Genomic DNA, 23,071 nt, shown 5'->3' with positions numbered 1-23,071 from the left:
TTAAAGTTTATTTGTGCTTCAATCCATCTAAAATTAAATTCAGACCAAACTCGAAGTTATGCAGACCATCATATTTTCCTTCAATCACTTCTTTTGTAAGATTGGTAAGGTATGGATATGGACTCGATTCTAATAATGGCAGAAACCCTTCTGCTTTTTTGGCATATTCATCTGGTTCGATTGGAAAATTCAATTCTTGTAATATATAACCATAAATATGACTATCGATTGTATTGATAATATGATCTGCCTCTTGAAGAGAAAAACCCGCTGTGTGGAGGCATCCTAGTGTCGTGTCAAAATAAGTTAACATGGCGTTCCCGACATTCATACGAGAAACAACAAGTAACGTAGCCCAAGGATGGAGGATCAAAATCTCACGAACAGACCTTGCCCTTTTTTTCATTTCATCCTTCCAGTTTGCACCTATTACCGGTAAGGTGATTTTAGAAATGACAAAATCAACCATACTATCGAGAAGATCATCTTTGTTTTTTACATGATTGTACAAAGACATTGCCTCAACACCAAGTTTCAATGCCAAGTTTCTCATCGATAACTCGTCGATTCCATACTGATCTGCAAAACTAATGGCAGCTTCTAAAACCAATTCTTTCGAGAGGGTTTGACGTTTTTTAACTTTTTTAGAAAGTTTAGCAGTAGTTACCTTTTGTTTCTTTTTTTTCTGCACTTCCTCTCCTATATTTATTTTCTATCATAAATTCCCTGAAAATTCCAATATTTTCTAAAAATAGGGCGTGGAATATATTTTCTTGACAAACTTACAGTGTAAGTTTATTTAGTGATTCAGGAGCTCACCATTGAAAGTCATCACATGCCGAAATTACGGAACACCCGAAGAACTCCGATTAGAAATCTGGGGAACACCCACTCCCAAAAAAAATGAAATTAGAATCAAAAATCATAATACATCCGTTAATTCCGCAGACTGGCGTTTACGAAAACCAGACCCTAAACTGGTTCGATTGTTTTTTGGGTTAACCAAACCAAGGCAACCCGTCCTCGGTGCTTCAGTATCTGGCGTGGTTGACGCAGTTGGAAAAAATGTAACAAAATTTAAACTTGGAGATCGAGTTTTTGGATCCACCGGAATGAAAATGGGAGCTTATGCAGAATCAGTTTGTATTTCCGAATCCTCTGTCATTAAAATCCTTCCACAGGAAATTTCATTTCCAGAAGGAGCAGCCTTACCTTTTGGTAGTTTAACAGCTCTTGACTTCATTCAAAAATGTAATATTCAAAAAGACCAAACCATCATTATTTATGGAGCCTCGAGTTCGGTCGGAACCTCTACGATACAGTTGGCAAAACATTTTGGTGCTACCGTAACGGCTGTTTGTAGCAAGGGAAATTTTAAAATTGTCCAATCACTGGGAGCGACAACGGTTATGGACTATGAAGAATTTCATTCCGAAACCCATCAGAAAAAATATGACATTGTATTTGAATGTGTAGGAAAGTCGACCATTCCATCCAACTTAAGAGTTCTTTCTAAAGATGGAGTTTTGGTTCTCGTAGGTGCTACGTTTAAAGAAATGTTCCAAGCAAGTTGGTTATCACTTACGAAAAAAATAAAAATTAAGTTTGGCCCCATCACCGAGTCTTTAGAAAATTTAGAATTTTTAACCGAATTAACCAAGAATGGAAAGTTCAAAGTGTTCATTGATAAATCTTATCCACTAGAAAAAATTCCTGAGGCCCATAGATATGTAGAAGCAGGCCATAAAAAAGGGAATGTAGTGATTGATATCTTTAGTTAATGCGGTAGACTTCGAGGATTTGTCCGACTACTAAATCCTAACCTCAAGTGATACATCGCTTTTTAATCTCAATCTATTGGTTACATTGGAATCGGAGGTAGAACGTAAAACAAAATTGCAAAAAAATGGCAGATACTACCAGACAACACAAACAAATGCCAAATGGCATGATTGAAGGGCAAACTATCCCAAAGATAAAAAATGACCCCTACCGTATAACTAAGTCCCCCAGCCACAAGCCAAGAAATTCCACCAATACCGATGGCGGCTCTGATGTCCTTAACAACAAAAATCACAAGCCAACCCATTAGGAGATAAACCACAACCCGAGCGCCACTATATTTACCAGGAAACAATAACAATAATAAAACGCCAATGATGGCAAGGGTCCAGATGATGATAAAAAGTGCCCAGCCCCACTCCGAATGTTCCCGCAAACTAACAAGAGTAAATGGTGTATACGTTCCTGCAATCAGTAAATAAATAGAAGCGTGATCTATAACTTTAAAAATACGTTTCGTTGCTGTGTGATAGATTCCATGATATAAGGTGGATGCTAGATAAAGAATGATAAGAGTAACACCATAAATTGCAGAACTCACAATATGCCAAACATTTCCATAGAGAACTCCCATAGTCAATAGAAGAGATAAACCTGCAATGCTTAGGCCACCTCCAATCCCATGAGTGACTGCATTAGCAATTTCGTGACCGATCGAATACTCATGAATGGTATCGATAAGTTCAGAGACTGTATGATTTGGCTTTGAGTCCAAAGAAATTTTTAGTTCTTTGGATTTCAGTTTAGAGATTGTATTTTTTTTAGAGGAGGCAGTCGCTTTCTTGGATTGTTTTTTGGCTAGGACTGACTTTTTTCGCGGTTGGGATTTAGATTTTTTCGCGTTCATGGGTTAATTCTCCATAAGAGAAGAACAATCCGTTCATAACGTCAATCGAAAGAAAACTTAAGATTGACGTTATGAACCAAGAGAACCATTTTTAAAGAATCAACTGACCCGCTTCTGTTCTTATTTGAGGTTCCAATATGCAAACCAAGTCCAATCCCTCTCCTTGGTGGCAAAATCCAATCGACGAAACGTTAAGATCATTAGGTGTGGGAACCTCTGGTCTTAATGCAGATGAGGTAACCTCAAAACTCAAACAATTCGGTGCCAATATTTTTGTGGACCGCAAAACAAAACCAATATGGCGAAAACTTTTATCTCGGTTTAGAAACCCTCTAATTCTACTTTTATTATTTGCCAGTGCTGTTTCAGCATTTATGGGAGAATTTTCTAATTTCATTATCATTACTGTTTTGGTTTTTTTTAGTGTTCTTCTAGATTTTATCCAAGAACACAAAGCGGGAAAGGCTGCAGATAGTTTACGCCATTCCGTTTCTGTTCATACAACGGTTGTTCGCGATGGACTGCCAATAGATATTCTTGTTTCAAAAATTGTTCCAGGAGACCTTGTATTACTTTCTGCAGGTGATCTAGTTCCTGCTGACGGAAGGGTGTTAGAAGCTAAGGATTTTTTTGTCAAACAAGCTTTACTAACCGGCGAAACATATCCTGTTGAAAAACATCCAGGAGAACTGGGATCAGTATCTAATGATATCACGGATGCATCCAATGCCGTTTTTATGGGAACCTCTGTGATTAGCGGAAGCGCCAAAGTACTAATTGTGAATACAGGTTTGGATACTGCGATGGGAGCCATTGCGGACAACCTAACAGTCTCACCACCACCCAATTCCTTTGAACTCGGTACAGAAAAATTTGGAATTCTTATCATGAGAATGACCATTCTTCTTGTACTTTTTGTTTTATTGGTAAATGCAATTTTGCATAAACCTTGGCTTGATTCTTTTTTGTTTGCAGTGGCTTTAGCAGTTGGTTTGACACCAGAATTACTGCCGATGGTAACTTCCATCACACTCTCTCGTGGTGCCATGTTGATGGCAAAAAAGAAAGTCATCGTAAAACAACTTTCATCCATCCAAAATCTTGGATCTATGGATACACTTTGTACGGATAAAACGGGAACTCTGACTGAATCAAAAATTAAACTAGAGAAACATGTAAACATTCATGGAGAATCGGATACAGGTGTTTTAGAGTTAGCTTACCTAAACAGTTATTTTGAAACTGGATTAAAAAGTCCATTGGATGAGGCCATTTTAGAACATAAAGAGGTCCAAACAGACCATTGGACAAAAATAGATGAAGTTCCATTTGACTTCGAACGGCGAAGGGTATCTGTTTTATTAGATCATTTAGACAAAAAAAAACGAATGCTCGTGGTAAAAGGAGCTCCAGAAGAAATCATTCGACTCTGCACTCATTACGAATCAAACAAAGAAACCTTTCAATCCATTGACTCTGATGCATTAGAAAAAATTCGTTCCGTTTACACTTCCTTAGAAAAAGAAGGTTTTCGCGTATTAGGAATTGCCTGGAGAGAAGAAACAAAAGAACATATACATGCAGTTGTCAGTGATGAAACGGAACTAACACTTTCTGGGTTTGCCGCTTTTTTAGACCCACCGAAAGAAAGTGCTAGAACCGCCTTATCTGAATTAAATGAAATAGGAGTTTCTGTAAAAGTCATTACTGGTGATAGTGAACTCGTTACTTTACATGTATGTTCTGAACTAAAAATGCCAATCCAAGGAATTCTCACAGGCAAAGAACTGGATCAAATGGATGATTCGGCACTGAAGTTTCATATAGAAACAACCAATCTATTTTGCCGGATGAATCCATCACAAAAAAACAGAATCATTTTAGCACTAAAAGAAAAAGGCCATGTAGTTGGGTATTTGGGGGATGGTGTCAACGATGCACCTTCACTGCACTCTGCGGATGTTGGATTGTCCGTGGATTCTGCAGTGGATGTAGCGAAAGAAGCCGCGGATATGATTTTATTAGATCACGATTTACATGTGTTATATGAAGGAGTGATGCAAGGGAGAAGAACTTTTGGGAATATCATGAAATATATCATGATGGGAACAAGTTCCAATTTTGGAAATATGTTCAGTATGGCAGGTGCCGCTTTGTTTTTACCATTTCTTCCGATGTTACCTACACAAATCCTTCTCAACAATCTATTGTATGATATTTCGGAAATACCCATTCCCTTAGATGAAGTAGATAAAGAAGAACTAAAATTCCCGCGAATCATGGACATTGGTTTCATTCGAAACTTTATGTTAACAATTGGACCAATCAGTTCTGCTTTTGATTTTTTGACCTTTTATGTAATGTTAACACTTTTACATGCAAACGAAGCTTTATTCCAAACGGGTTGGTTTGTGGAATCCCTTTGTACGCAAGTTCTTGTAATCTTTATCATTAGAACACGAGGTAATCCAATCAAAAGTAGACCAAACAGAATACTTGCAATTGTTTCATTCAGTATCGCGGCCATTGGTGCCTTGTTACCATTCACAGCCATTGGATCTTATTTTGGATTGGTTCCCCCGCCGATGGAATTTTATGCGATTTTGGCTTCAATGGTTGTGATTTATTTGATTGTGGTGGAATTGGTGAAACGAATGTTTTATCACTTTCAATATAGAAAATAAAATCCAAGCGCCAGGGATCGTAGTGGAAATCCTTTACACGAATGTGTAAAGATTGGAGCGGAGAGCCCGGTCGGATTACAATCGAATGATGATATTGAATCCAATCCGAGGCGCCCGCACACAAACGGTTGTTATTCTGAAGGTTTAGTTTTTTTTTCGTCTTTTTTCTTTTTGGCTTCTTTGACTTTGTCTTTCATTTCTTCTTTTTTCTCATCCCGTTTTTCTTTCCTTGCTGATTTCATCTCTTCTAAAGTCACAGATCCATCAGCGTCTTTATCAAGTTCGGTAAAAAATCCCTCATGAAATTTTTGCCATTCTTCTTTGGAAATTTTGTTATCACCATTAGTGTCCATTTTTTTGAAATGATCACCTGGCATTCCATTTTTTCCGTGACCTTCATGGTCGTGGGCAACAAGGGAAACGAAGGAAAGAAAGGTTACACCTGTCAATATGGTTAGAATTTTTTTCATAGAAAAACCTCGGCTGTAGTTTTAAGCAGATTTTTATCCGAGTCAACATCTTCGTTAGAAATTTATTGATTTCATATTTTTTATATTGATTCTAGTTTTTGATTTCCGAAACGATTTTCGTTCGTTTATCGTATTGGATCGGGAATAAGTGGTTTCTTAATGGAAAACAAATCAAAAAAAATGGCCAGAATCCAAGAAAGACCCTGACCATTTTCCTCTTACATTTTGCCTACTGTAACATAGACAACTTACGACAATCTCATTCTCTTTATCCGAAATTTTGAATTCGATACAAAGAAGATTGGGCAATGGCTGCACTATCGATCACAAAGGCTCTGCTGTCTTTTTCCCAAGAAAGTTTTGCATTTGAGTCTGTGATTTTTGGAATTGATTTTTCGTATAACAAACTGCAGAGGTACCGAGCCATTTGGATCATTAGGTTTTCTGCAACCGTTTCTTTTCGAACCTCTTCTTCAATGCCTCGCATCACTCGAATGGATTCTTCCAATACTCTCTCTTGTTCTAATAAAAAGGAGGATGGTGAAGGAATCTCTGCTTTTAACGAACTCAAATACTTTCTAAAGTTTCCATCTCCTGCCATACCCGCAAGGATGGCACCTGTCGCAATGCGAACGTGGATTTGGCTTGTGCCTTCATAGATGGTATTGATACGAGAATCACGAAACATTCGCGAAATATCATAATCTTCTGTATACCCTGCTCCACCAAATACCTGTACGGCGAGATTTGTACATTTATGTCCTTCTTCGGAACTATAATACTTGGCAATGGGAGTGAGAGTGGAGGCAAGAGTGGACCAATACTTTACCTTTGTGTCTTTTCTGATTTCCCGATCATCCTTTCCTGCTTTTTCCATTCGAATTTGGTGGTGTTGGTACATATCAATCACTCGAGCGGTTTCCAAAGTGAGAAGTCGCATTGCATTGGTTTCACGTTTGATTTTATGAACCATTTCTGCTACTGCTGGAATCTCACCAATGGCTTTTCCAAATTGTTTTCTTTCGTTGGCATACTTTACACATTCATAATAGGCAGCAGCTCCCCCACCGCATCCACCGGAGGCACTAACAAGACGCATAAAATTTGTCATACCCGCTGTATAACGAGTGAGGCCAAGGCCCTCTTCCCCTAAAATTTCGCCGTAAGTGTTTTCATAAACAATCTCACATGTGGGAGAAGCATGGATCCCCATTTTTTTCTCGATACCCGCAACAAAAACATCTTCACTTTTTACAATGAATACAGAGAGTCCTCTGGCTCCACCCTCAGATTTTCCGGTGCGTGCTAAAGTGAGAAGAAGCGCAGGATGATCACCCAATCCACAACCTTGTGAAATAAATCGTTTAGTTCCCGTTAAACGGTAACTTCCATCTTCTTGTTTGACTGCATAAGTTCTGACATTATTAAGATCCGAACCATAATCAGGTTCCGTGAGAGACATTGCAAACAAACATTCACCCGTCGCAGCCTTTGTAGCATAGGTTTCCACTTGTTCGGGAGTTCCAAACCGGTCTACAATTTGAGCTAAGTTGAGTAAGGTGGTTGTCATACAAAATGCAACATCGGCTCTTGCCATAAGCATGGCATAAAGTGCACCAACAGTTGCCGGGAAAGCAAGACCACCCGCCTCTCTGGAAAGGGAATACGCCATAAGGCCGGTGTTACGAAATTTTTCATAGATCTCTACTGTTTCTTTGGGAAAAATCACCTTTCCATTGGAATACTTCAATTCATTTCGATCCATAGTTTGGGATTTTTGTGAAACATCGTTTCCAAAAAAATCACCCATTGCATCCAAACTCGAAGTGTATAATTCGATAGCTTCTTCTTTTGTGGAAGGAGCCATTTCGTAACGAGGGTTATTTGTTTTTACAAATGTTTGGTGGTCGAAAAAACCTTCCCCTTCGGTTTCTTTAATGATGGAATCCCAATCAAGAAGTTGGTTAAAAATTGTTTGTAAATCTTCGTCTTCTGAAAAATAGTTATTTGCGATCATATTTATCTCCTAATGAATGCTATGTGCTGCTTCTAAACCTTCTAAAAATGCTCTTTTGGCATCAATGTTCCTTGGATCTTTTGCTCCACCAATCACGATGGTTTGTTTGTTAGGGTATTTGGTTTGAAATTCTTCAAGAACGGAAGTTTCCTTTTCCTGACCAACACACAAAACAAGAGAATCACAAGGATACAAAAATTCTTCTCCGTTTTTTAGTTCTACTTTTAATCCCTCTTTTGTCACTTCTTTGTATGTGAGTCCATGATAGAACTCAACTCCCACAGACTCTAACTCTTGTTTGAGTGCCCAAAACGTTGTCGGCCCAAGACCAGCTCCATGTTTTCCATTCCTACGAAACACGGCAACATCTCGGTGTGCTTTTTCTTTTTGAACCACAGCATTGGTAAAGGAACTGATATTGTATTTTTTATCATAGGAGTTTAAAGTAGGATCTTCTTCTTCCGTCAATCTATGTGCTACGTCCACACCAATCCCTCCTCCCCCAATCACTGCCACACGTTTTCCTGGTTTGAATTTTCCTGTGAGATAATCAGTATAATTTCCAGACGGAAGATTTTCTAGTCCTTTTAAAGAAAACTCACGTGGTTTCACACCACTTGCAAAAATGGTAACATCCGGATTTTCTGTTTCTAACAATGTTAAGGTTGCATCTGTGTTCAAACGAATGTTTACACCGAGGACTGGAAGTTCATTGGAAAAATAACGAATGGTTTCTTTAAACTCTGACTTACCCGGAATGTTGGATGCCAATTGGAATTGACCACCAAGTACATTTGCTTTTTCTACAAGAGTGACTTTGTGTCCGAGACTGGCACTCGCACGTGCCGCTTCGAGTCCCGCAGGTCCCGTTCCAATCACGAGGACTTTTTTTGGATCCTTTGTTTTTGGTTTTGTAAATTCCAATTCATGAACAGCTTCTGGATTCACAATACAAGAAACAAATTTTTCTTGGAAGGCATGGTCAAGACAGGCTTGGTTACAAGCCACACAAGTGTTGATTCGGTTTGACATTCCCTCTTGGAATTTTTTAACAATGGATGCATCTGCAAGGAATGGCCTTGCCATCGAAATGATATCGGCTTTGTTTTCATCAAAAACCTTTTGCATCGTGATGGGATCATTCACTCTATTTGAGGCAATAATAGGAACTCCCGGTGTGTTCTCTTTGATACGACTGGCAATGGGGATCCAAGCCCCTCTGGGAACTAATTGGCTAATAGTGGGGATTCTTGATTCATGCCAACCAATTCCAATGTTTAAAGCAGATACTTTTTCATCTCGCAAAACCTGCGCTAGCCGAATGACTTCTTCAAAACTTGGATTTCCTGGGATTAGATCAATCCCTGACATACGAAAGATCACAGGGAAACCTTCGGGGAGTTGTTTTTTTACAGCCCGCAAAACCTCAATGGATAAATTCATCCTCCGTTCTGCATCCCCACCAAAATAATCATCTCTATGATTTGTCACAGGAGAGAAAAACTGATTTAAGAGGTACCCTTCACTCCCCATAATTTCAACAGCTCCAAACCCAGATTCTTTGGAGAGTTTTGCAGCCACGCCAAAGTCTTCGATGGTTTTCCAACATTCATCTTCTGTAAGAGCTTTTGGCACATAACGATTGATTGGTGCACGAATTGCAGAAGGAGCCACACAATTTCTATCAGCAGCATACCGACCTGCATGGAAAAGTTGCGCACACATTGTCCCTTTGCCTAGGAGTAGTTCGTTCATACGTTTTAACTCTTTGGCATGTTCTGGATTTTGGATGTTAAAAAATGTTCGTGAACCCTTTCCCTCTTCATTCACACTGATCCCACCAGTAACAATGAGAGAAACTCCACCTTCGAACCGTTTGCCATAAAAAGCCGCCATCCTTTCGGCAGTTCCGGTTTCTCCTTCCACACCGAGGTGCATGGATCCCATAATAAAACGATTGGGGAGAGTTAAGTTTCCAATGGAAATAGGTGAAAATGCTGTATTCATACTCGCGAAATATCCTTAGATCTGAATAATTTACCATTGGTAACATAATTACAAATGGCGACAAGCCGTAAATTTACCACCGGTAATTAACACTAGTCACTAAAAGAGTCCTTGGTAGAATTGGGGAAATGGCGGTTTCAAAAAAAAAAATTAGTCTCAAAAAACCAAAACCGGTAGGCCGCCCTTCCAAAGAAAATGGAATGAATGTTCGTGAGGCTCTCATCCAAGCAGGAGTAGAACTACTCGAAAATACTTCTTTGGAAGATATTTCCCTCCGCAAAGTGGCGGCAAAAGCTGGGGTGAGCCATGTCGCCAGTTACCATCACTTTGAAAACAAAAATGCTCTCTTTTCTGCGATTGCGGAAATTGGTTTTCAAAAGTATTTCGAAACTTACCAAAAAGAATTAGAAAAAACAGACCAAGACTTCAAAGGAAGATACCGTGCTCTAGGATGGACTTATTTTCAATTCATCATGGCCAACAGACAATTCGCAAGGATTATGTTTGGTGGGATGGGTGTGGACCTTAAAAACCATCCGACACTTTCTGGTGTATCAAGAAGGACCTATCGTCAGTTACATGAAATCATTCGAATGGGCCAAAGACTCGGATTTTTGGAACAGGGAAAAACGAGAGAAAAAACATTAGCTTCTTGGGCCATGATCCACGGGATTGCGATGTTGTTTTTAGAAGGTCGCTTACAGATGAAAAACGATCCAAAAGAGATGGAAAACTTCATCCAAACGGTCACAGAGTACGCATATATCGGAATGAAATAAATTTACCGAGATTCTAAGAAATCCTTAGAAATTCATTGCCTATTTACCAATTACAGATATCCTACTGATTCATCTGTGATGCGAAAATATATAAAACCTTCCCAAACGAATCTAATCTTAGTTTTTGTTCTTATATTTTTTCAATTCCATTGTTTGTTGAATCCGATTGTTCGGGAACTTTTAGATTTAGATCCCTCCAAAAAGAAGAACAACCTTCTCCAGTTAAGTATCCTTCTCGGTTTGTATGGGGGCCCTTCCGCCACCGTCACTCCGTCAGTTGGATGTGTCATTCTCGCCAACACAAAAATCCGAGTGGTCTTCAATCGGAGTATGAATCCGACTTCTCTTTCCGCCGTTTTAGGAACTCCACTCGATCAAACTTGGTCAAACACTTTCGCGGCAAACGATACTGTAGATCTTTCTGGTTCCCTCCCAGTAGGAAAAAACAGTTTCCAGTTGGATGGGAATGACTCGAATGGATTTCGTTTAGCAACCGTTACAGGAAATTATACTGTTCTTGCTACCAATACAAATTTATACTATGTTAGCCCCTCTGGCAATAATGGTAATCCAGGAACCACACCAGGAAGTGCCAAACTCACAATTCCTTCTGCCATCACAGGAGCAACCGCTCCCGCAGCCATTTTAGTCTCGGAAGGGAACTATCCTGTGGACAGTGGGCTCGGAACTCAAGTTAGTTTGGTAAATAATGTTTCGTTATACGGTGGGTTTAGTTCTGATTTTTTAAATCGGAATTCAAATCTATACATAACAAAAATTGAGGATACAACAGTATCAGTGGTTCCCGATTCTCTCACAATCAGTGCAGGCGCCACCATCACATCCTCTACCATTTTGGATGGATTTACGATACGAGGATCATCGAATCCAAATGCCACCACAGGAACCTTCATGGCGATCTATTGCTTTTCTGGTTCACCGACAATCACAAACAACCGTGTGGAAGCTGGCTCAAACATTAACGGAAATTCGGTGGGTATACTCTTAGAGTCATCTTCTGCAAATATAGCAAACAATACGATACATGGAGGAGTTTCGACTACCCAATCTACTTTTGGAATCTCCGTTGGACTTAGTTCCTCACCAACCATTACCAGTAATGTCATATATGAAGGAAATGCTCTTGATTCTGCTCATGGAATCTATAACACTCCCGATGCGAACACTCCGACCATTATAAATAACACAGTTGCGGGAGGTACTGGAAATATTTCTTATGGGCTCAATTCTAGTCATCCTTCTAATTCCATTGTCACGGGAAACAGTTTTGATGGAGGAACGGGTAACACTAGTATGGCGATCTATCATGGTTTTGGCGCCGGTAATGTAAATGCCTACCAGCAAAATACACTTTTTACCACTGGCGGAACCACTCGGTATTGTTTTTATGAAGGTGGGGGAACCAATCCCATAAGTTTCAATGGGAACAGACTTTATAATTGTCCCACAGCCCTATATTTTGATAACGCAACAACCTTCATTAACGATATTGGAACCATCAATGGAGGGACTGCTGGTGGTGCTAGTTTTACTGGTAACTACCAATAAAAACACATTTCTATTTTGGTTTGCAAACTTCTGGTAGATAATTTTTTAAATACGAGATCGTTGCCTTTTTTGCTTCTCCCACCATCCAAGGAGTAAAGTCTCCATAGGTTCGGTAAGAAAGTTTCAAAAGAGAATCGGCAATGGAAAAGGCAACCGCAAAGATAGGATCTGTATTTTCAAAGGTTGGTAGTTCGAACCGATCCATCAGTCCCAGTTTGGCAAGGTTTGCTAGTTTTGCGTCTAACTCTTGGCCCACTTGACGCATCTCAGGGTTACTCATCCTGTATCCATAAATCAAACGAGGAAAAGCAATTTCTTTATTTGTGACTTCCACGGCCACGTCGATCGAACGTTCGATATATTGTTCCCAAGAATGAAAGGTTTCTCTTTTTAATAAAAGTGATTTTTCAATCAAGCTTTCGGAGTGTAATAACCGGATTCCATGGAAGATGGCTTCCACATTGGGGAAAAAATGATAAGCGGAAGGCCTGGGGATTTTTGCCTCTTTGCAGATATCAGCAAAGCTAATCTCTTCTGGAGATTTTTCCCTAAGGAATTCCAATGCAATGGTTAACAAACGAGTGCGTCTACTCCTCCCTTGTTTGCTAGTGAACTTAAAGGGCCTAGAAGCGAGGTCAGGGGATAAGGATGCGTCGACCAATTTATCCATAGTACGAGCCTTCTAGGAAATGAAACCTAGTCAATCCCGTTGCAAAGAAAATACCTGACCTTTTTAGGGGTCAGGCAAGTGAGTTCAGATATTACTGCACTGTGAAATTATTTGTGACTCCTTGGTAAGCGCTGATGGCTCCCGTCCAACCACTTTTCCAATGGCCACGGTGGCGGATGCGGTAAGTTCCCGATGGGAAGGAGCTCGTTTTCCAAGTGACGGTGACTTTGGAATAGGCAATCCCATCCCTTTGCCATTTGTAGGTAGTGGAAGGATCATTATCTCTAGCCACCACAGTCCAAGTAGATCCATTTTGTTTTTCCACATCCACAAAACTACTTCCGATGAGCATATTGTTTTTAGGATGGGCGCCCCAAAATACAGCGCTCACAGTGGCTCCGTTTGCATAAGAAGATGCTGGTTGTGTGAAAACATTTCCAAAACTTTTAAAGAGAGGAATATCATCAAAGACAACTCCAGTTTGAAAAGTTGCTTGGTAGTTTGTTAGATCAGCCGGTGTAGGTCCAGCAGGGGAAACACTTCCGTTTCGCAAAGCGCTTGCTAACTTACCAAATTCTTGTTCATAACCGACAAGTGTGTTTGGTCCAAATTGAGTGGAAGCACCTTCATATTGTTGGGAAGAGTATTCTTCTCTTGTTGTCAGATACGAGGTGTAAGAGTTAGAGAGACCAGCAATCACCGTGTATTCATTGGCCAAAACATTTTTCACAAGAGAACGAAGTCTACGTCCTGCCATTGTCGATACTTCCGCAGGAATGGCAAGAATCGCTAAGTTACCAATTTTAATGATTTGCATGGGGATGACAGGAGGTGTCCAAGGATTCCCATCAAAACTAGCAACCCCTGTAGGAATGAGGACAGGTTTTTCGGCATGGCAAAGTTTGTAAGCTTCACTTGTAGAAGCTGGCCAAAGAACACCGAGTGCTCCCCCAAGGAAACTAGACTTAAACGCATCTGCAGAATTGGTATTCCAATCCAACGAATCAACGGTAGTCCCTTCATCAAAAAAATCAAGAGAGACAGCATTGTCTTCCACACTTCCAGCAGAAAAAGATGCTCCCATACCAGCTTGGCAGGTTGTAGTTCCTACACTGCTTACATAAAGATTGGAAAAGTTAACAAACGTGTGGCGAAAGTCAACGGAACCTGAAAGTTGAGTTGTGGCAGAAGAATAAAGAGATTGGGCGCGGTTTAATTGTTTTTCTGCAATGATGTTTTGTCTCGCATAATCATTCACCCCATCCGCTGGGCCCCAAAGGTTAGGAGTGACATCTCCTGAATTTGTTTGTGCAAAAGCAGCCACAAAGGTTTGGTTTGCTGAATAATTAGTTCCTTTTGTTTTTTCAAAAAGATAAGAAGCGAGACCTTTATTGTCACCACCGATGAGTTTGTTTGTAGGACCAACGTTGGTTGGATGCACTGCAAACCAATTGAGCATCCCTAACTCACGACCATCCGCCGCGACTAATTTTAAAAGAGTCATCGTTTGGTCTACGTTAGAAGAATAAAAATTTCTTTCAGCAACAGGGTTTTTATCATAAGCAGCCACCGAACGGTTTTTACTCGCATCTGTTAAATTTCCTTGGTTGATATAAACATTACCTGGAACTAAATTTTGATGAGCGAGTTTGATGGAACGATAAATTCCATCGACAATCACATCAAAGTTTTCTTTGATAAATCCGGAGGTAGTGGCGTTGTATAAAAAATAATGAGAATACCCACCAGGCCCACTATGTGTATGTGTCGCCGAAAGAAGAACGTTCGCCTGATTGTAATAAGGTGATAGTTCTGCATCTAAGGCAATTTTTTTACTCACTGCTTGTTTGATGGATTGAAAAATCATTCCTAAGTCAGCACTCACAAAAACCACTCGTTTGGATGCATCCCCAATGATATAGGCCCTTGACCAAAGGCGCATATAAATCCCTTCTGTTTTTTGCGCTGATTCCGCAAAACCCATCATCCCTACTTCGGCGGCGGGACCCGTGATATCATAGATCCCTGCACCCACAAGATACGGCGACGAACCAAGAGAAGGAGCAACGGCACGGCTCACACCGGAAGAACTGAATGCGGAACTAGAGTTATCTGTGGCACTAGAATCCACCAAACCGAGGATTGGCGAAGGGGAAGATTTCTCGTCTGAACAAGTCAAAACCAGAAAACAACAAACAATGGTAAAACCCAAGCGCACTCGGGATTCTCTTTTGGAATTCATATACTTTCTCCGAATCTAAATTTCTAAATAAAACGGTTTTTCGCATCCTCTTGTACTGAGAGGGATCTAGGTCAATTTCGGGATATTAGTCTAAACGATGTTAAAAATATGGCAAGCAAATTAACCGACACATGTCGGTTTTTTATAGACCAGTGTTCAGAATTTGACTACAAAGGAGTGGAGATCTCCCCACAAATCTGACAATTAGAGCAGGAAAGGGAGTTTATTTTTCTGAAATTGGAAAAAAGTAAGTCAGTTTCTTTTTCCAGCGACTGTCATTTTTCAGTGATGGGATTTCTAAATTCCATATTTATGGAAATTTGGTGTCAGTTTTTTAATCGACAATTGTCGGCTAGTATGTAGCAAGTGACCGTATCTCCTAATCTCCAAAGGAAATGGGAGCGAGGTACTATGAAAATAAAATCGAAAACCCTATCCGTTTGGTTGGTCTCTGCCATCCTTTTTCTGACAGCGAGCTCTTGTGCTCCCACCAAAGAATCGCCATCGACTTTCCTTCCCTTACTATTGCCTAGTGATGGTTTGTCTTCGCAAACAAATGGTTCTTTCTCACAAACACGGGCTCTCGCAGTATCGGGATCCCTTCATAACCTAGACTACAGTAACTCTTCTGGCGATAGAGAGATTTTTATCTCTGAAAAAACTAACAACCAATTCACAGACCAAATCTTTGTGGATGGGCTTGGACGTGAAGTCAGTTTCCGAGGTTTTAATATCTCAGGGAATATGAAATTGGCACAACATGGATTCAAACCTTTTGCAAATGCATCGGATGCTGAAATAGCATTTGGTCGGCTTGGCAAAACCACAGGGTCAAATATCATTCGTTATACGATTGCTTGGGAAGGAGTTCATCCTGCAGTTGATACCATCGATTATAATTATTTAGATGCCATCATCTCTCAAATGAAAAAAGCAACCGCCAAACGAATGTACATTCTTTTGGATTATCATGAAGATTTATTTTCTCGCCATCTATTTAATAAAAACTCTTGGCATACAGGTAATGGAGCCCCGGCTTGGATCACCAAAGGGGGAAGTTATCCTACCGAATATTGTGGAATCATTTGTGCCAGTTGGAGCCAGAACAATTTAACCAATGAAGCGGTTCGGAGAGCTTTTCGTAATTTTTGGAACAACGCCCCACTATCGACAAGTCTTGGTTCGAGAAATATGCAAACTGAGTTCCTTTGGCAAATTGGAAAAACTTCTGCTTATCTGAAAGAGAAACTGACTGCGGAAGAATTTTCTTATGTGCTCGGACTTGATCCCTTTAATGAACCTGTGGATGGGGGAATGGAAGGATTGACACCTGCACAATGGGACAATCAAAAACTTTGGCCTATGTACAAAAAAGTCAGGACCATTCTAAACCAAAATGGTTGGGAAAACAAATGGGTATTTGCAGAACCTCTAGTATTCTGGAATACAAACATTGGTTCGGCGATTGCACCTGCTACAGGAGGAGGACATTTGTTATCCCCACCTGGTCCTGGTTTTGTTTTTAATTCTCATTTCTATGATGCCGGTCGTATGGGAACAGATCTCACAGGAATCGACAATGCTACTTATTTTAAATACTTAGATGAAATCAGAAAGGAATCTAGATACTTAAAAATCCCTGTTTTCCTCAGTGAATTTGGTATGTGGTTAAAAGGAACGGGGGCAAAAGATACACCTCGAATGATCAATGCCGTTTACCAAGCGATGGAAGTTTCGGATGGAAACCAAACTTCCAAATCTAGGTTTGCCGATTTTTACAATCCTATCGTTTCGGGAACACAATGGCATTGGGATTATTATTATAACAACCATGCGGAGTATATGAATGGAAATCCTTCGAAACTCATCACAACAAAAGATGCATGGAATGAAGAAGACTTTTCTGTGGTTGGAAATTATGGAACCAGTTTTAACCTAAACAACCATGTGATCGAACGTGGGTATTTACGAAAGAGCCAAGGGCGATTGATGAGTAGTCATTACAATGCGGTTGGATCGGATACATGGAATAAAGTTTTTTCTTGGGCGGCTATCAAACCAGGAAATACAGAGTCCAAATATTTTGCCGATAAAAGATTCCAATTGGTCATTTGGAAAGGAAGATTTTCCGATGCGCCCACAGAAGTGTATCTTCCTTCTCACTTTGATCTGACCAAGGCTATCGTGATTTCCGAAAAAAGAATCTATAACCAATCGATACCAACCACCCCGAGCCAAGAAACAAACGAAGCCATTGTCATTCCGGATCGCAACCGAGAGACTGGTTCTGGAAACATTTTACATATTTGGGATGATTTAGATGTAGAGGAAAATCCAAATTCTTCTTACCATTATGTTTTGGTTGTGGATGGGGCGGGTGCATCCTATTCCGCACAGACCTTACAAGAGATCCAATCCAAACTCAACACTCGGATTCTTTTGGAACAAAAAAGTCCCATTTATCTAACAGGAAAAATGACTTATAGTGGATATCCCACCGAACAATAATTAGAGAATCTTTTGATGGATTGACGAATACCTCACTCAATCTCAAAGTTCTATCCCAATCTCACTAGGATTTAGTTTTCCTAGTGAGATCTTTACACCAAGCAAGAGATCCCACTTTGCCAAATTTCTGGAGGTTTTCTCGAAAACTATGGTTCCAAAGGAAATTCAGATGGTAGGTTGGGTAATTTTCCAAATTCCTGATTTGGCTGTTTCTTTCACATAGGTACCAAAGTCTTTTGGCTTTCTTCCAAGTGCCAATTCCAAATCCTTCACTACCGATTCGTTTCTTCCATCAAGGACGGTGCGAAACAAATAATCAATTAGCCATAGTGCATCTTTAGGAAGACCAAACCCCTTTAAGGTTGCAATATAATCATCTAATGGAAGTTCTTCGATTGCAATGGATTGGTTTGTTGTTTCCGCTATCTTTAAAATTACATCCTGAAAACTCAAAAGTTCAGGACCTGTCAATTCATACACCTTGTTACGATGTTTGTCTGTCACAAGTGATTCGAAAGCGAGATCGGCAAGGTCATCCAAATCCACAAATGGTTCCTTAACGGTTAACTTAGGTAACAAAACTCGTCCTTCTTTGATTTGGTCTAGGAACATTCCTTCGCTGAAATTTTGTAAAAACCAACTAGAACGAAGGACAGTCCAAGCCAACCCTGAGTTTTGTACAATTTGTTCGCAAGTCTCTGCTTCCGGCTCTCCCCTACCCGATAACAAAACCAATCGTTTTACTTGGTTTGATTTACAAATTCCCACCAATGTTTGGATCGCACTGAGGGAAGAAGGAACTGCCAAATCCGGTTGGAAGCTGATATAAACTTGATCGACTCCTTGAATCACGGTTTCCCAATCCTCCGGTTTTTCCCAGTCAAAGGCGGGTGTTTCTTTTCTTGATCCCAATCGAACAGGATAACCTGCTGTTTTTAGTTTGGATAGAATTCTTGATCCTGTTTTTCCGCTGGATCCAATGATTAATGTTTTTGGTTTCATGGATTCAGAATAAAGGAAAACAAAAAATAAAAATTGGACAAACCCGACAGGGTTTAAATTTTTTCTCGAAAACGGAAAGGTTTTTGTTTGGTAAAAGATTTGAATTGGCGAATGAAATGAGACTGGTCAGCATATCCACTAACGTATGCTATGTCCGTTAACTTAGATTTCGCCTCACCATTTAATTCATTTAAACTGGATTGGAAACGAATGATACTTGAGAATTGTTTGGGAGTGAGGCCTACATAGTTTTGAAATCTTCTTTGTAAGGTTCTTTCAGAAAGTCCCAACTTTTTGGATAACTTTCCAATTTCACAATTTCCTTTTTCTTCTAAAATTTCTTCGATACAAAGATGTAAGATTGGATCTGGACGAAACTTACTCCCTTTTTTCATAATAAAAGTCATTAAGGCATCTATTGCTAGAGAAGAAGAAAACTTCTCTCTCGATAACTTAAAGTTAGGTTCACTAATCCAATCAGACTGCGGGATTGTGAAACAAGAATTGGTCAGTTCCACTACAGGAATTCCTAATGATTCTTCCACCACAGCTGGAAAAAGTTGTATCATCACAAAGAAAAATGGACCTTCCATTTGGATTCGAATGGGTTCGATGGTTTGTCCATAAACAAAAACTGGATCCATTACTTTGGATTCAGATCCTACATAAACGGTAACTGGATTTTCTGAATGGAAGAATACTAATCCAGGAAATCCATCTGCATAAAAGGGGAGCATTTGTTTTTCTTCCGTATCGGATTCAAAAACAAATACAGATTGTATGAGTGATTTTGTTTCTAAACTTAAATCAGGTTTCCAAACTTTCATTTTATCTTCATATAAACTATCTTAAGTATCCATCTATGACTTTGTCTTTTTTTAGTCATCCCATGTTACAAGACAACAATCACCTTTGGTTTTCAAAGCACTTAGACATTTAGTTTCCGGTTTTAGTTGATTTTTTTTTCGAAATTTAAAATTCAAACATTCTTTCACGCATAACACTTGTATTCGAATTTTGAACCAAAACATGATTTTATTTTTTTACACATTTACACCGGAGAGGCGAAAAAGGGAATGTGTTCTTAATGGCACAACTCTCAATTCTCGATTTAGTATTCATCAACGAAGGAAATACACCCAAAGACGCCTTGGCAAATTCGGTACGTGTGGCACAGGCCGCAGAAAGTTTGGGTTACCACCGTATTTGGGTAGCAGAACATCATAACTTTCCTTCTATTGCTAGTGCCGCTACCTCAGTAGTCATTGGTCATTTAGCTGGTCACACAAAATCCATACGAATCGGTGCCGGCGGGATCATGTTGCCGAATCACTCCCCACTTGTCATTGCGGAACAATTCGGAACTTTAGAAAGTTTATATCCAGGCAGGATTGATTTAGGATTGGGACGTGCCCCTGGGACGGACCAACTCACCTTACGTGCGTTAAGAAGAGATGCCATGAGTTCACAAACATTTCCAGAAGATGTTAAGGAACTACTTTCCTATTTCGAAGATGATGGTAACCAATTACAAGTTCGTGCCATTCCAGGAACAGGAACACATGTACCGGTTTGGATTTTAGGATCTAGTTTGTTTGGAGCACAACTTGCGGCAATGTTTGGTCTTCCCTATGCCTTTGCTTCTCATTTTGCACCCGATGCCCTAATGGAAGCCATCACAATCTACAGAAAACAATTTAGACCTTCCCAGTATTTGGACAAACCATATGTAATGGTGGGAGTGAATGTGATCGCAGCGGAAACAGACAAGGAAGCAAGTTTTTTATTCACAAGTTCACAACAGTCCTTTACTCGTATTCTCAGAAATAGGCGAGGGACTTTTCCACCGCCAATTGAAGACATAGAATCTTATTGGAGTCCTGAAGAAAAACAAATCGCCTCACGAATGTTATCCTATTCGGTTGTGGGCTCTCCTGAAACGGTAAAAGCAGGAATCACTAAAGTTTTAGAGGAAACAAAGGCAGATGAACTGATGACAGTGACTTCGGTTTATGACACCGATGCTAAAATCAAATCTTTAGAACTACTCGCAAAATTGGAACTTGAGGTTCTTCAATGAAATACAAATCTAAATTTCTACTATTTTTACCTTTCCTTCTGATCATTTTTTTTAACGTATCTTGTTCCCGAGGTTGGTTACGAAGTAAAATCCAGGAACGATTCCAAAAGAAAATGGAAGAAAAACCAGCTCCTGTCGCCTCTTCTGACCTAACAACGAAAATTGAAAACCCTGGCGATTATACATTTACCTTTTCCCATGGAGGTTTCCCTCGTTATTACAAAGTGCATGTTCCAAAAACTTATTCACCAAACAAAGAAACACCTTTATTATTAGTTTTACATGGCGGTGGTGGGGATATGGAAATCCAATCGAACGAAGATTATTACCATCAAATTTCCAAATCAGAAGAAAACGGCCATATCACCATCTTTCCGAACGGTTATAGCAAATACAAATCAGGGAAAATTGCAACATGGAATGCAGGTAATTGTTGTGCAGATGCCCGTGACAAAAAAATCGATGATGTGGGTTTCATCAAAGAAATTCTAAACCATGCCAACAAACAACTGCAAATCGATAAAACCAAAGTGTATACAACTGGAATGTCTAATGGAGCCATGATGTCATATCGTCTTGCCTGTGAAATGACAGACCAATTGGCAGCCATCACTACCGTTGCCGGAACCGATAACACCATTAGTTGTAATCCTACAAAACCCATTTCCATTTTACATATCCATGCCAAAGATGATGACAAAGTTTTATTTCATGGAGGGGCCGGAAACAGTTTCAAAGATAGATCCCTTGTGACTGATTTTGTTTCCGTTCCAAAAACGGTTTCTAAATGGGTGGATTTGAATCAATGTAACCCAACACCCAAACGAGTTTTAGAGGAATCTGGTGTGACTTGTGATGAGTATGGTGAATGTAAGGATGGTGTGAAGGTAAAACTTTGTATCACAGAATCGGGAGGTCATTCTTGGCCTGGTGGCAAAAAACCTTCCTTTTTCTTTGGATCTGCCACTCCCTCCAAGGCAATCAAAGCAAATGATGCCATGTGGGAGTTTTTCAGAGCAAAATAATTAGATTAAATTCATTAGTATGTCTTAAATTTAAGACATACTAATTGATAAAACACTTCCAAGTTCCAAAAATTTTTCCCTTTCGAATTAGAATCACTTCGCCCATCTCTGCCATTACCTTTTCACTTTGAGTGGGTCGGAAAAAAACATAATCATCAGGTTGTAAACCGGTGGCACGACTTCCATTCAAAATTCCCTGGTTCGTACTCGCACCATAAAGACCATTATCAAAAAGACCTTGTGGAGATTCTTTTTTGGCAAGGTAAGCCCCGCCATAAGTAAAATAAGTAACCTGCAAATTCGGATTCCAAATAGGAAATATAAAAGAAATTGATTCTAAAAAAGGAATGGTAGTTCCCTCTAATCTTTTTAAGACAGGTGCGGCTATGAAAAAAGCCGGTTTGTGTTCTGTCAGTGTACTCACATCAAAATCAGTAGGCATCACAAGTGCCGATCCTACCGATACATCGTTTACAACATGATTATCCTTCTGGTAAAAACGATACGTTTTACTTCCACCCCCATTCAAAAGAAGTTCCTTATCAAATAAGGATGGGAAAGATTTTTTACCTGAAGAAACAAATTCTTCGTATTTGGACAAAGACAATTGAATTTCTTTTGCAATTGCCTCATTTTTATCACCTAACAAACTTGGAACAGAAGCTACATGTGGTTCATATCCCATAAATCCATCAAACTCCAAGTTGTTTGGATTTTTTTGTATTAGGGAAAGAGTTCGATTTGTTTCGTCGGGATTTCGGAAACCTCCACGATGAAGGCCCACATCAATTTCGAGTACAATATGTAACTTAATATTTTTAGATTTTCCAAATTCTAAGTATTGGTTCAGTCTTGTTTCTGTATCCACTAACCAATGGATCTTTTGGAATCGGTCCACCTTTGTTTTTTTATAAACATCTTCTAATGCACGAATTGGCATAGGTTTACCAAGAAGAATATCAAAGGCAGAAAACTCATTCTCACCAAGTAACATAACCAAATCGCCAGAATGAAAAACCATAAGCCGATTGGTTTTTGTGGCCTTTGTAATGTAACGAAGAAGATCGAGCGAAGGAAGAGACTTAACCACAATCCTATAGTGTAAAGGAGGTGGGATGTTTTGGGAAAGGGTAGATAAATTTTCATCCAACCGGTCCAAATCCAAAAGTACCACTGGTTTTCCAAAACCATTATTTTTAAGTTCTTGGTTGAGTTTGGAAAAGTATTCCTGATAAAGAGCACCTTCGTCTTTCGGTCGTAGAAAAAAAACAAAAACGAACGCAGTGACAAGGATTATTAATAAAAAAAATTTATGACTCTTTAACATCG

Annotated in this window: 17 protein-coding genes; 7 read left to right on the top strand and 10 right to left on the bottom strand. The window is 39.6% G+C overall.

Annotated features, from left to right (window positions below):
* Positions 1–7 precede the first annotated feature (7 nt).
* Positions 8–691, bottom strand: a complete 684-nt coding sequence (locus EHQ70_RS06145) for a TetR/AcrR family transcriptional regulator (protein ID WP_135584549.1) — start codon at positions 689–691, stop codon at positions 8–10.
* 130 nt (positions 692–821) lie between these two features.
* Here EHQ70_RS06145 and EHQ70_RS06140 point away from each other — a divergent pair, with 130 nt between their 5' ends.
* Positions 822–1,781 carry an NAD(P)-dependent alcohol dehydrogenase gene (locus EHQ70_RS06140; protein WP_135584547.1) on the top strand — a complete coding sequence of 320 codons (960 nt, stop codon included), beginning with the start codon at positions 822–824 and terminating at the stop codon, positions 1,779–1,781.
* Positions 1,782–1,861: 80 nt separating this feature from the next.
* Here the strand turns inward: EHQ70_RS06140 and trhA are convergent, their stop codons facing one another.
* Complete coding sequence (gene trhA / locus EHQ70_RS06135) at positions 1,862–2,689, bottom strand: PAQR family membrane homeostasis protein TrhA (protein ID WP_135584545.1); 828 nt, start codon at positions 2,687–2,689, stop codon at positions 1,862–1,864.
* Positions 2,690–2,826: 137 nt separating this feature from the next.
* Between trhA and mgtA the strand changes: the two genes are divergently transcribed.
* A complete protein-coding gene (mgtA, locus tag EHQ70_RS06130; protein ID WP_135584543.1) occupies positions 2,827–5,373 on the top strand; it encodes a magnesium-translocating P-type ATPase in 2,547 nt (848 codons plus the stop codon).
* Positions 5,374–5,504: 131 nt separating this feature from the next.
* Here mgtA and EHQ70_RS06125 read toward each other — a convergent pair whose 3' ends face one another.
* The 3 genes from EHQ70_RS06125 to EHQ70_RS06115 form a co-directional block, all read right to left on the bottom strand.
* Positions 5,505–5,843, bottom strand: a complete 339-nt coding sequence (locus EHQ70_RS06125; protein ID WP_135584541.1) for an EF-hand domain-containing protein — start codon at positions 5,841–5,843, stop codon at positions 5,505–5,507.
* Between the two features lie 268 nt (positions 5,844–6,111).
* Positions 6,112–7,860 (bottom strand): acyl-CoA dehydrogenase family protein, encoded by a 1,749-nt coding sequence (locus EHQ70_RS06120; protein ID WP_135584539.1) that lies wholly within the window; start codon positions 7,858–7,860, stop codon positions 6,112–6,114.
* Between the two features lie 9 nt (positions 7,861–7,869).
* Complete coding sequence (locus tag EHQ70_RS06115; RefSeq protein WP_135584537.1) at positions 7,870–9,867, bottom strand: oxidoreductase; 1,998 nt, start codon at positions 9,865–9,867, stop codon at positions 7,870–7,872.
* Positions 9,868–9,995: 128 nt separating this feature from the next.
* Between EHQ70_RS06115 and EHQ70_RS06110 the strand changes: the two genes are divergently transcribed.
* Both EHQ70_RS06110 and EHQ70_RS06105 read left to right on the top strand, forming a co-directional pair.
* On the top strand, positions 9,996–10,646 hold the full coding sequence (locus EHQ70_RS06110) for a TetR/AcrR family transcriptional regulator (RefSeq protein ID WP_135584535.1): 651 nt from the start codon (positions 9,996–9,998) through the stop codon (positions 10,644–10,646).
* 78 nt (positions 10,647–10,724) lie between these two features.
* Complete coding sequence (locus EHQ70_RS06105) at positions 10,725–12,215, top strand: right-handed parallel beta-helix repeat-containing protein (protein WP_135584957.1); 1,491 nt, start codon at positions 10,725–10,727, stop codon at positions 12,213–12,215.
* A gap of 10 nt (positions 12,216–12,225) precedes the next feature.
* Here EHQ70_RS06105 and EHQ70_RS06100 read toward each other — a convergent pair whose 3' ends face one another.
* Complete coding sequence (locus EHQ70_RS06100; RefSeq protein ID WP_135584533.1) at positions 12,226–12,885, bottom strand: TetR/AcrR family transcriptional regulator; 660 nt, start codon at positions 12,883–12,885, stop codon at positions 12,226–12,228.
* Positions 12,886–12,976: 91 nt separating this feature from the next.
* Positions 12,977–15,127, bottom strand: a complete 2,151-nt coding sequence (locus EHQ70_RS06095; protein WP_135584531.1) for a neutral/alkaline ceramidase — start codon at positions 15,125–15,127, stop codon at positions 12,977–12,979.
* A 411-nt stretch (positions 15,128–15,538) separates the two neighbouring features.
* Here EHQ70_RS06095 and EHQ70_RS06090 point away from each other — a divergent pair, with 411 nt between their 5' ends.
* Entirely contained in the window at positions 15,539–17,635 is a 2,097-nt protein-coding gene (locus EHQ70_RS06090) for a glycoside hydrolase family 5 protein (protein ID WP_135584529.1), read from the top strand.
* A 165-nt stretch (positions 17,636–17,800) separates the two neighbouring features.
* On the opposite strand, the gene EHQ70_RS06085 is transcribed toward EHQ70_RS06090, so the two are convergent.
* Together EHQ70_RS06085 and EHQ70_RS06080 are read right to left on the bottom strand one after the other, a co-directional pair.
* Complete coding sequence (locus tag EHQ70_RS06085; protein WP_135584527.1) at positions 17,801–18,637, bottom strand: SDR family oxidoreductase; 837 nt, start codon at positions 18,635–18,637, stop codon at positions 17,801–17,803.
* A gap of 53 nt (positions 18,638–18,690) precedes the next feature.
* Positions 18,691–19,464 carry a helix-turn-helix domain-containing protein gene (locus EHQ70_RS06080; protein WP_135584525.1) on the bottom strand — a complete coding sequence of 258 codons (774 nt, stop codon included), beginning with the start codon at positions 19,462–19,464 and terminating at the stop codon, positions 18,691–18,693.
* A 260-nt stretch (positions 19,465–19,724) separates the two neighbouring features.
* On the opposite strand from EHQ70_RS06080, the gene EHQ70_RS06075 reads away from it, so the two are divergent.
* Together EHQ70_RS06075 and EHQ70_RS06070 are read left to right on the top strand one after the other, a co-directional pair.
* Entirely contained in the window at positions 19,725–20,717 is a 993-nt protein-coding gene (locus tag EHQ70_RS06075) for an LLM class flavin-dependent oxidoreductase (RefSeq protein ID WP_135584523.1), read from the top strand.
* Positions 20,714–21,742, top strand: a complete 1,029-nt coding sequence (locus EHQ70_RS06070; RefSeq protein WP_135584521.1) for a CE1 family esterase — start codon at positions 20,714–20,716, stop codon at positions 21,740–21,742. The genes EHQ70_RS06075 and EHQ70_RS06070 overlap by 4 nt, the downstream gene beginning before the upstream one ends.
* A 40-nt stretch (positions 21,743–21,782) precedes the next feature.
* Here the strand turns inward: EHQ70_RS06070 and EHQ70_RS06065 are convergent, their stop codons facing one another.
* On the bottom strand, positions 21,783–23,069 hold the full coding sequence (locus EHQ70_RS06065) for an alanine racemase (protein WP_135584519.1): 1,287 nt from the start codon (positions 23,067–23,069) through the stop codon (positions 21,783–21,785).
* Positions 23,070–23,071 lie beyond the last annotated feature (2 nt).

This window comes from Leptospira congkakensis (genome assembly GCF_004770265.1).
Taxonomy (GTDB): domain Bacteria; phylum Spirochaetota; class Leptospiria; order Leptospirales; family Leptospiraceae; genus Leptospira_A; species Leptospira_A congkakensis.
This window is presented reverse-complemented; position numbering and strand designations above follow the sequence as displayed.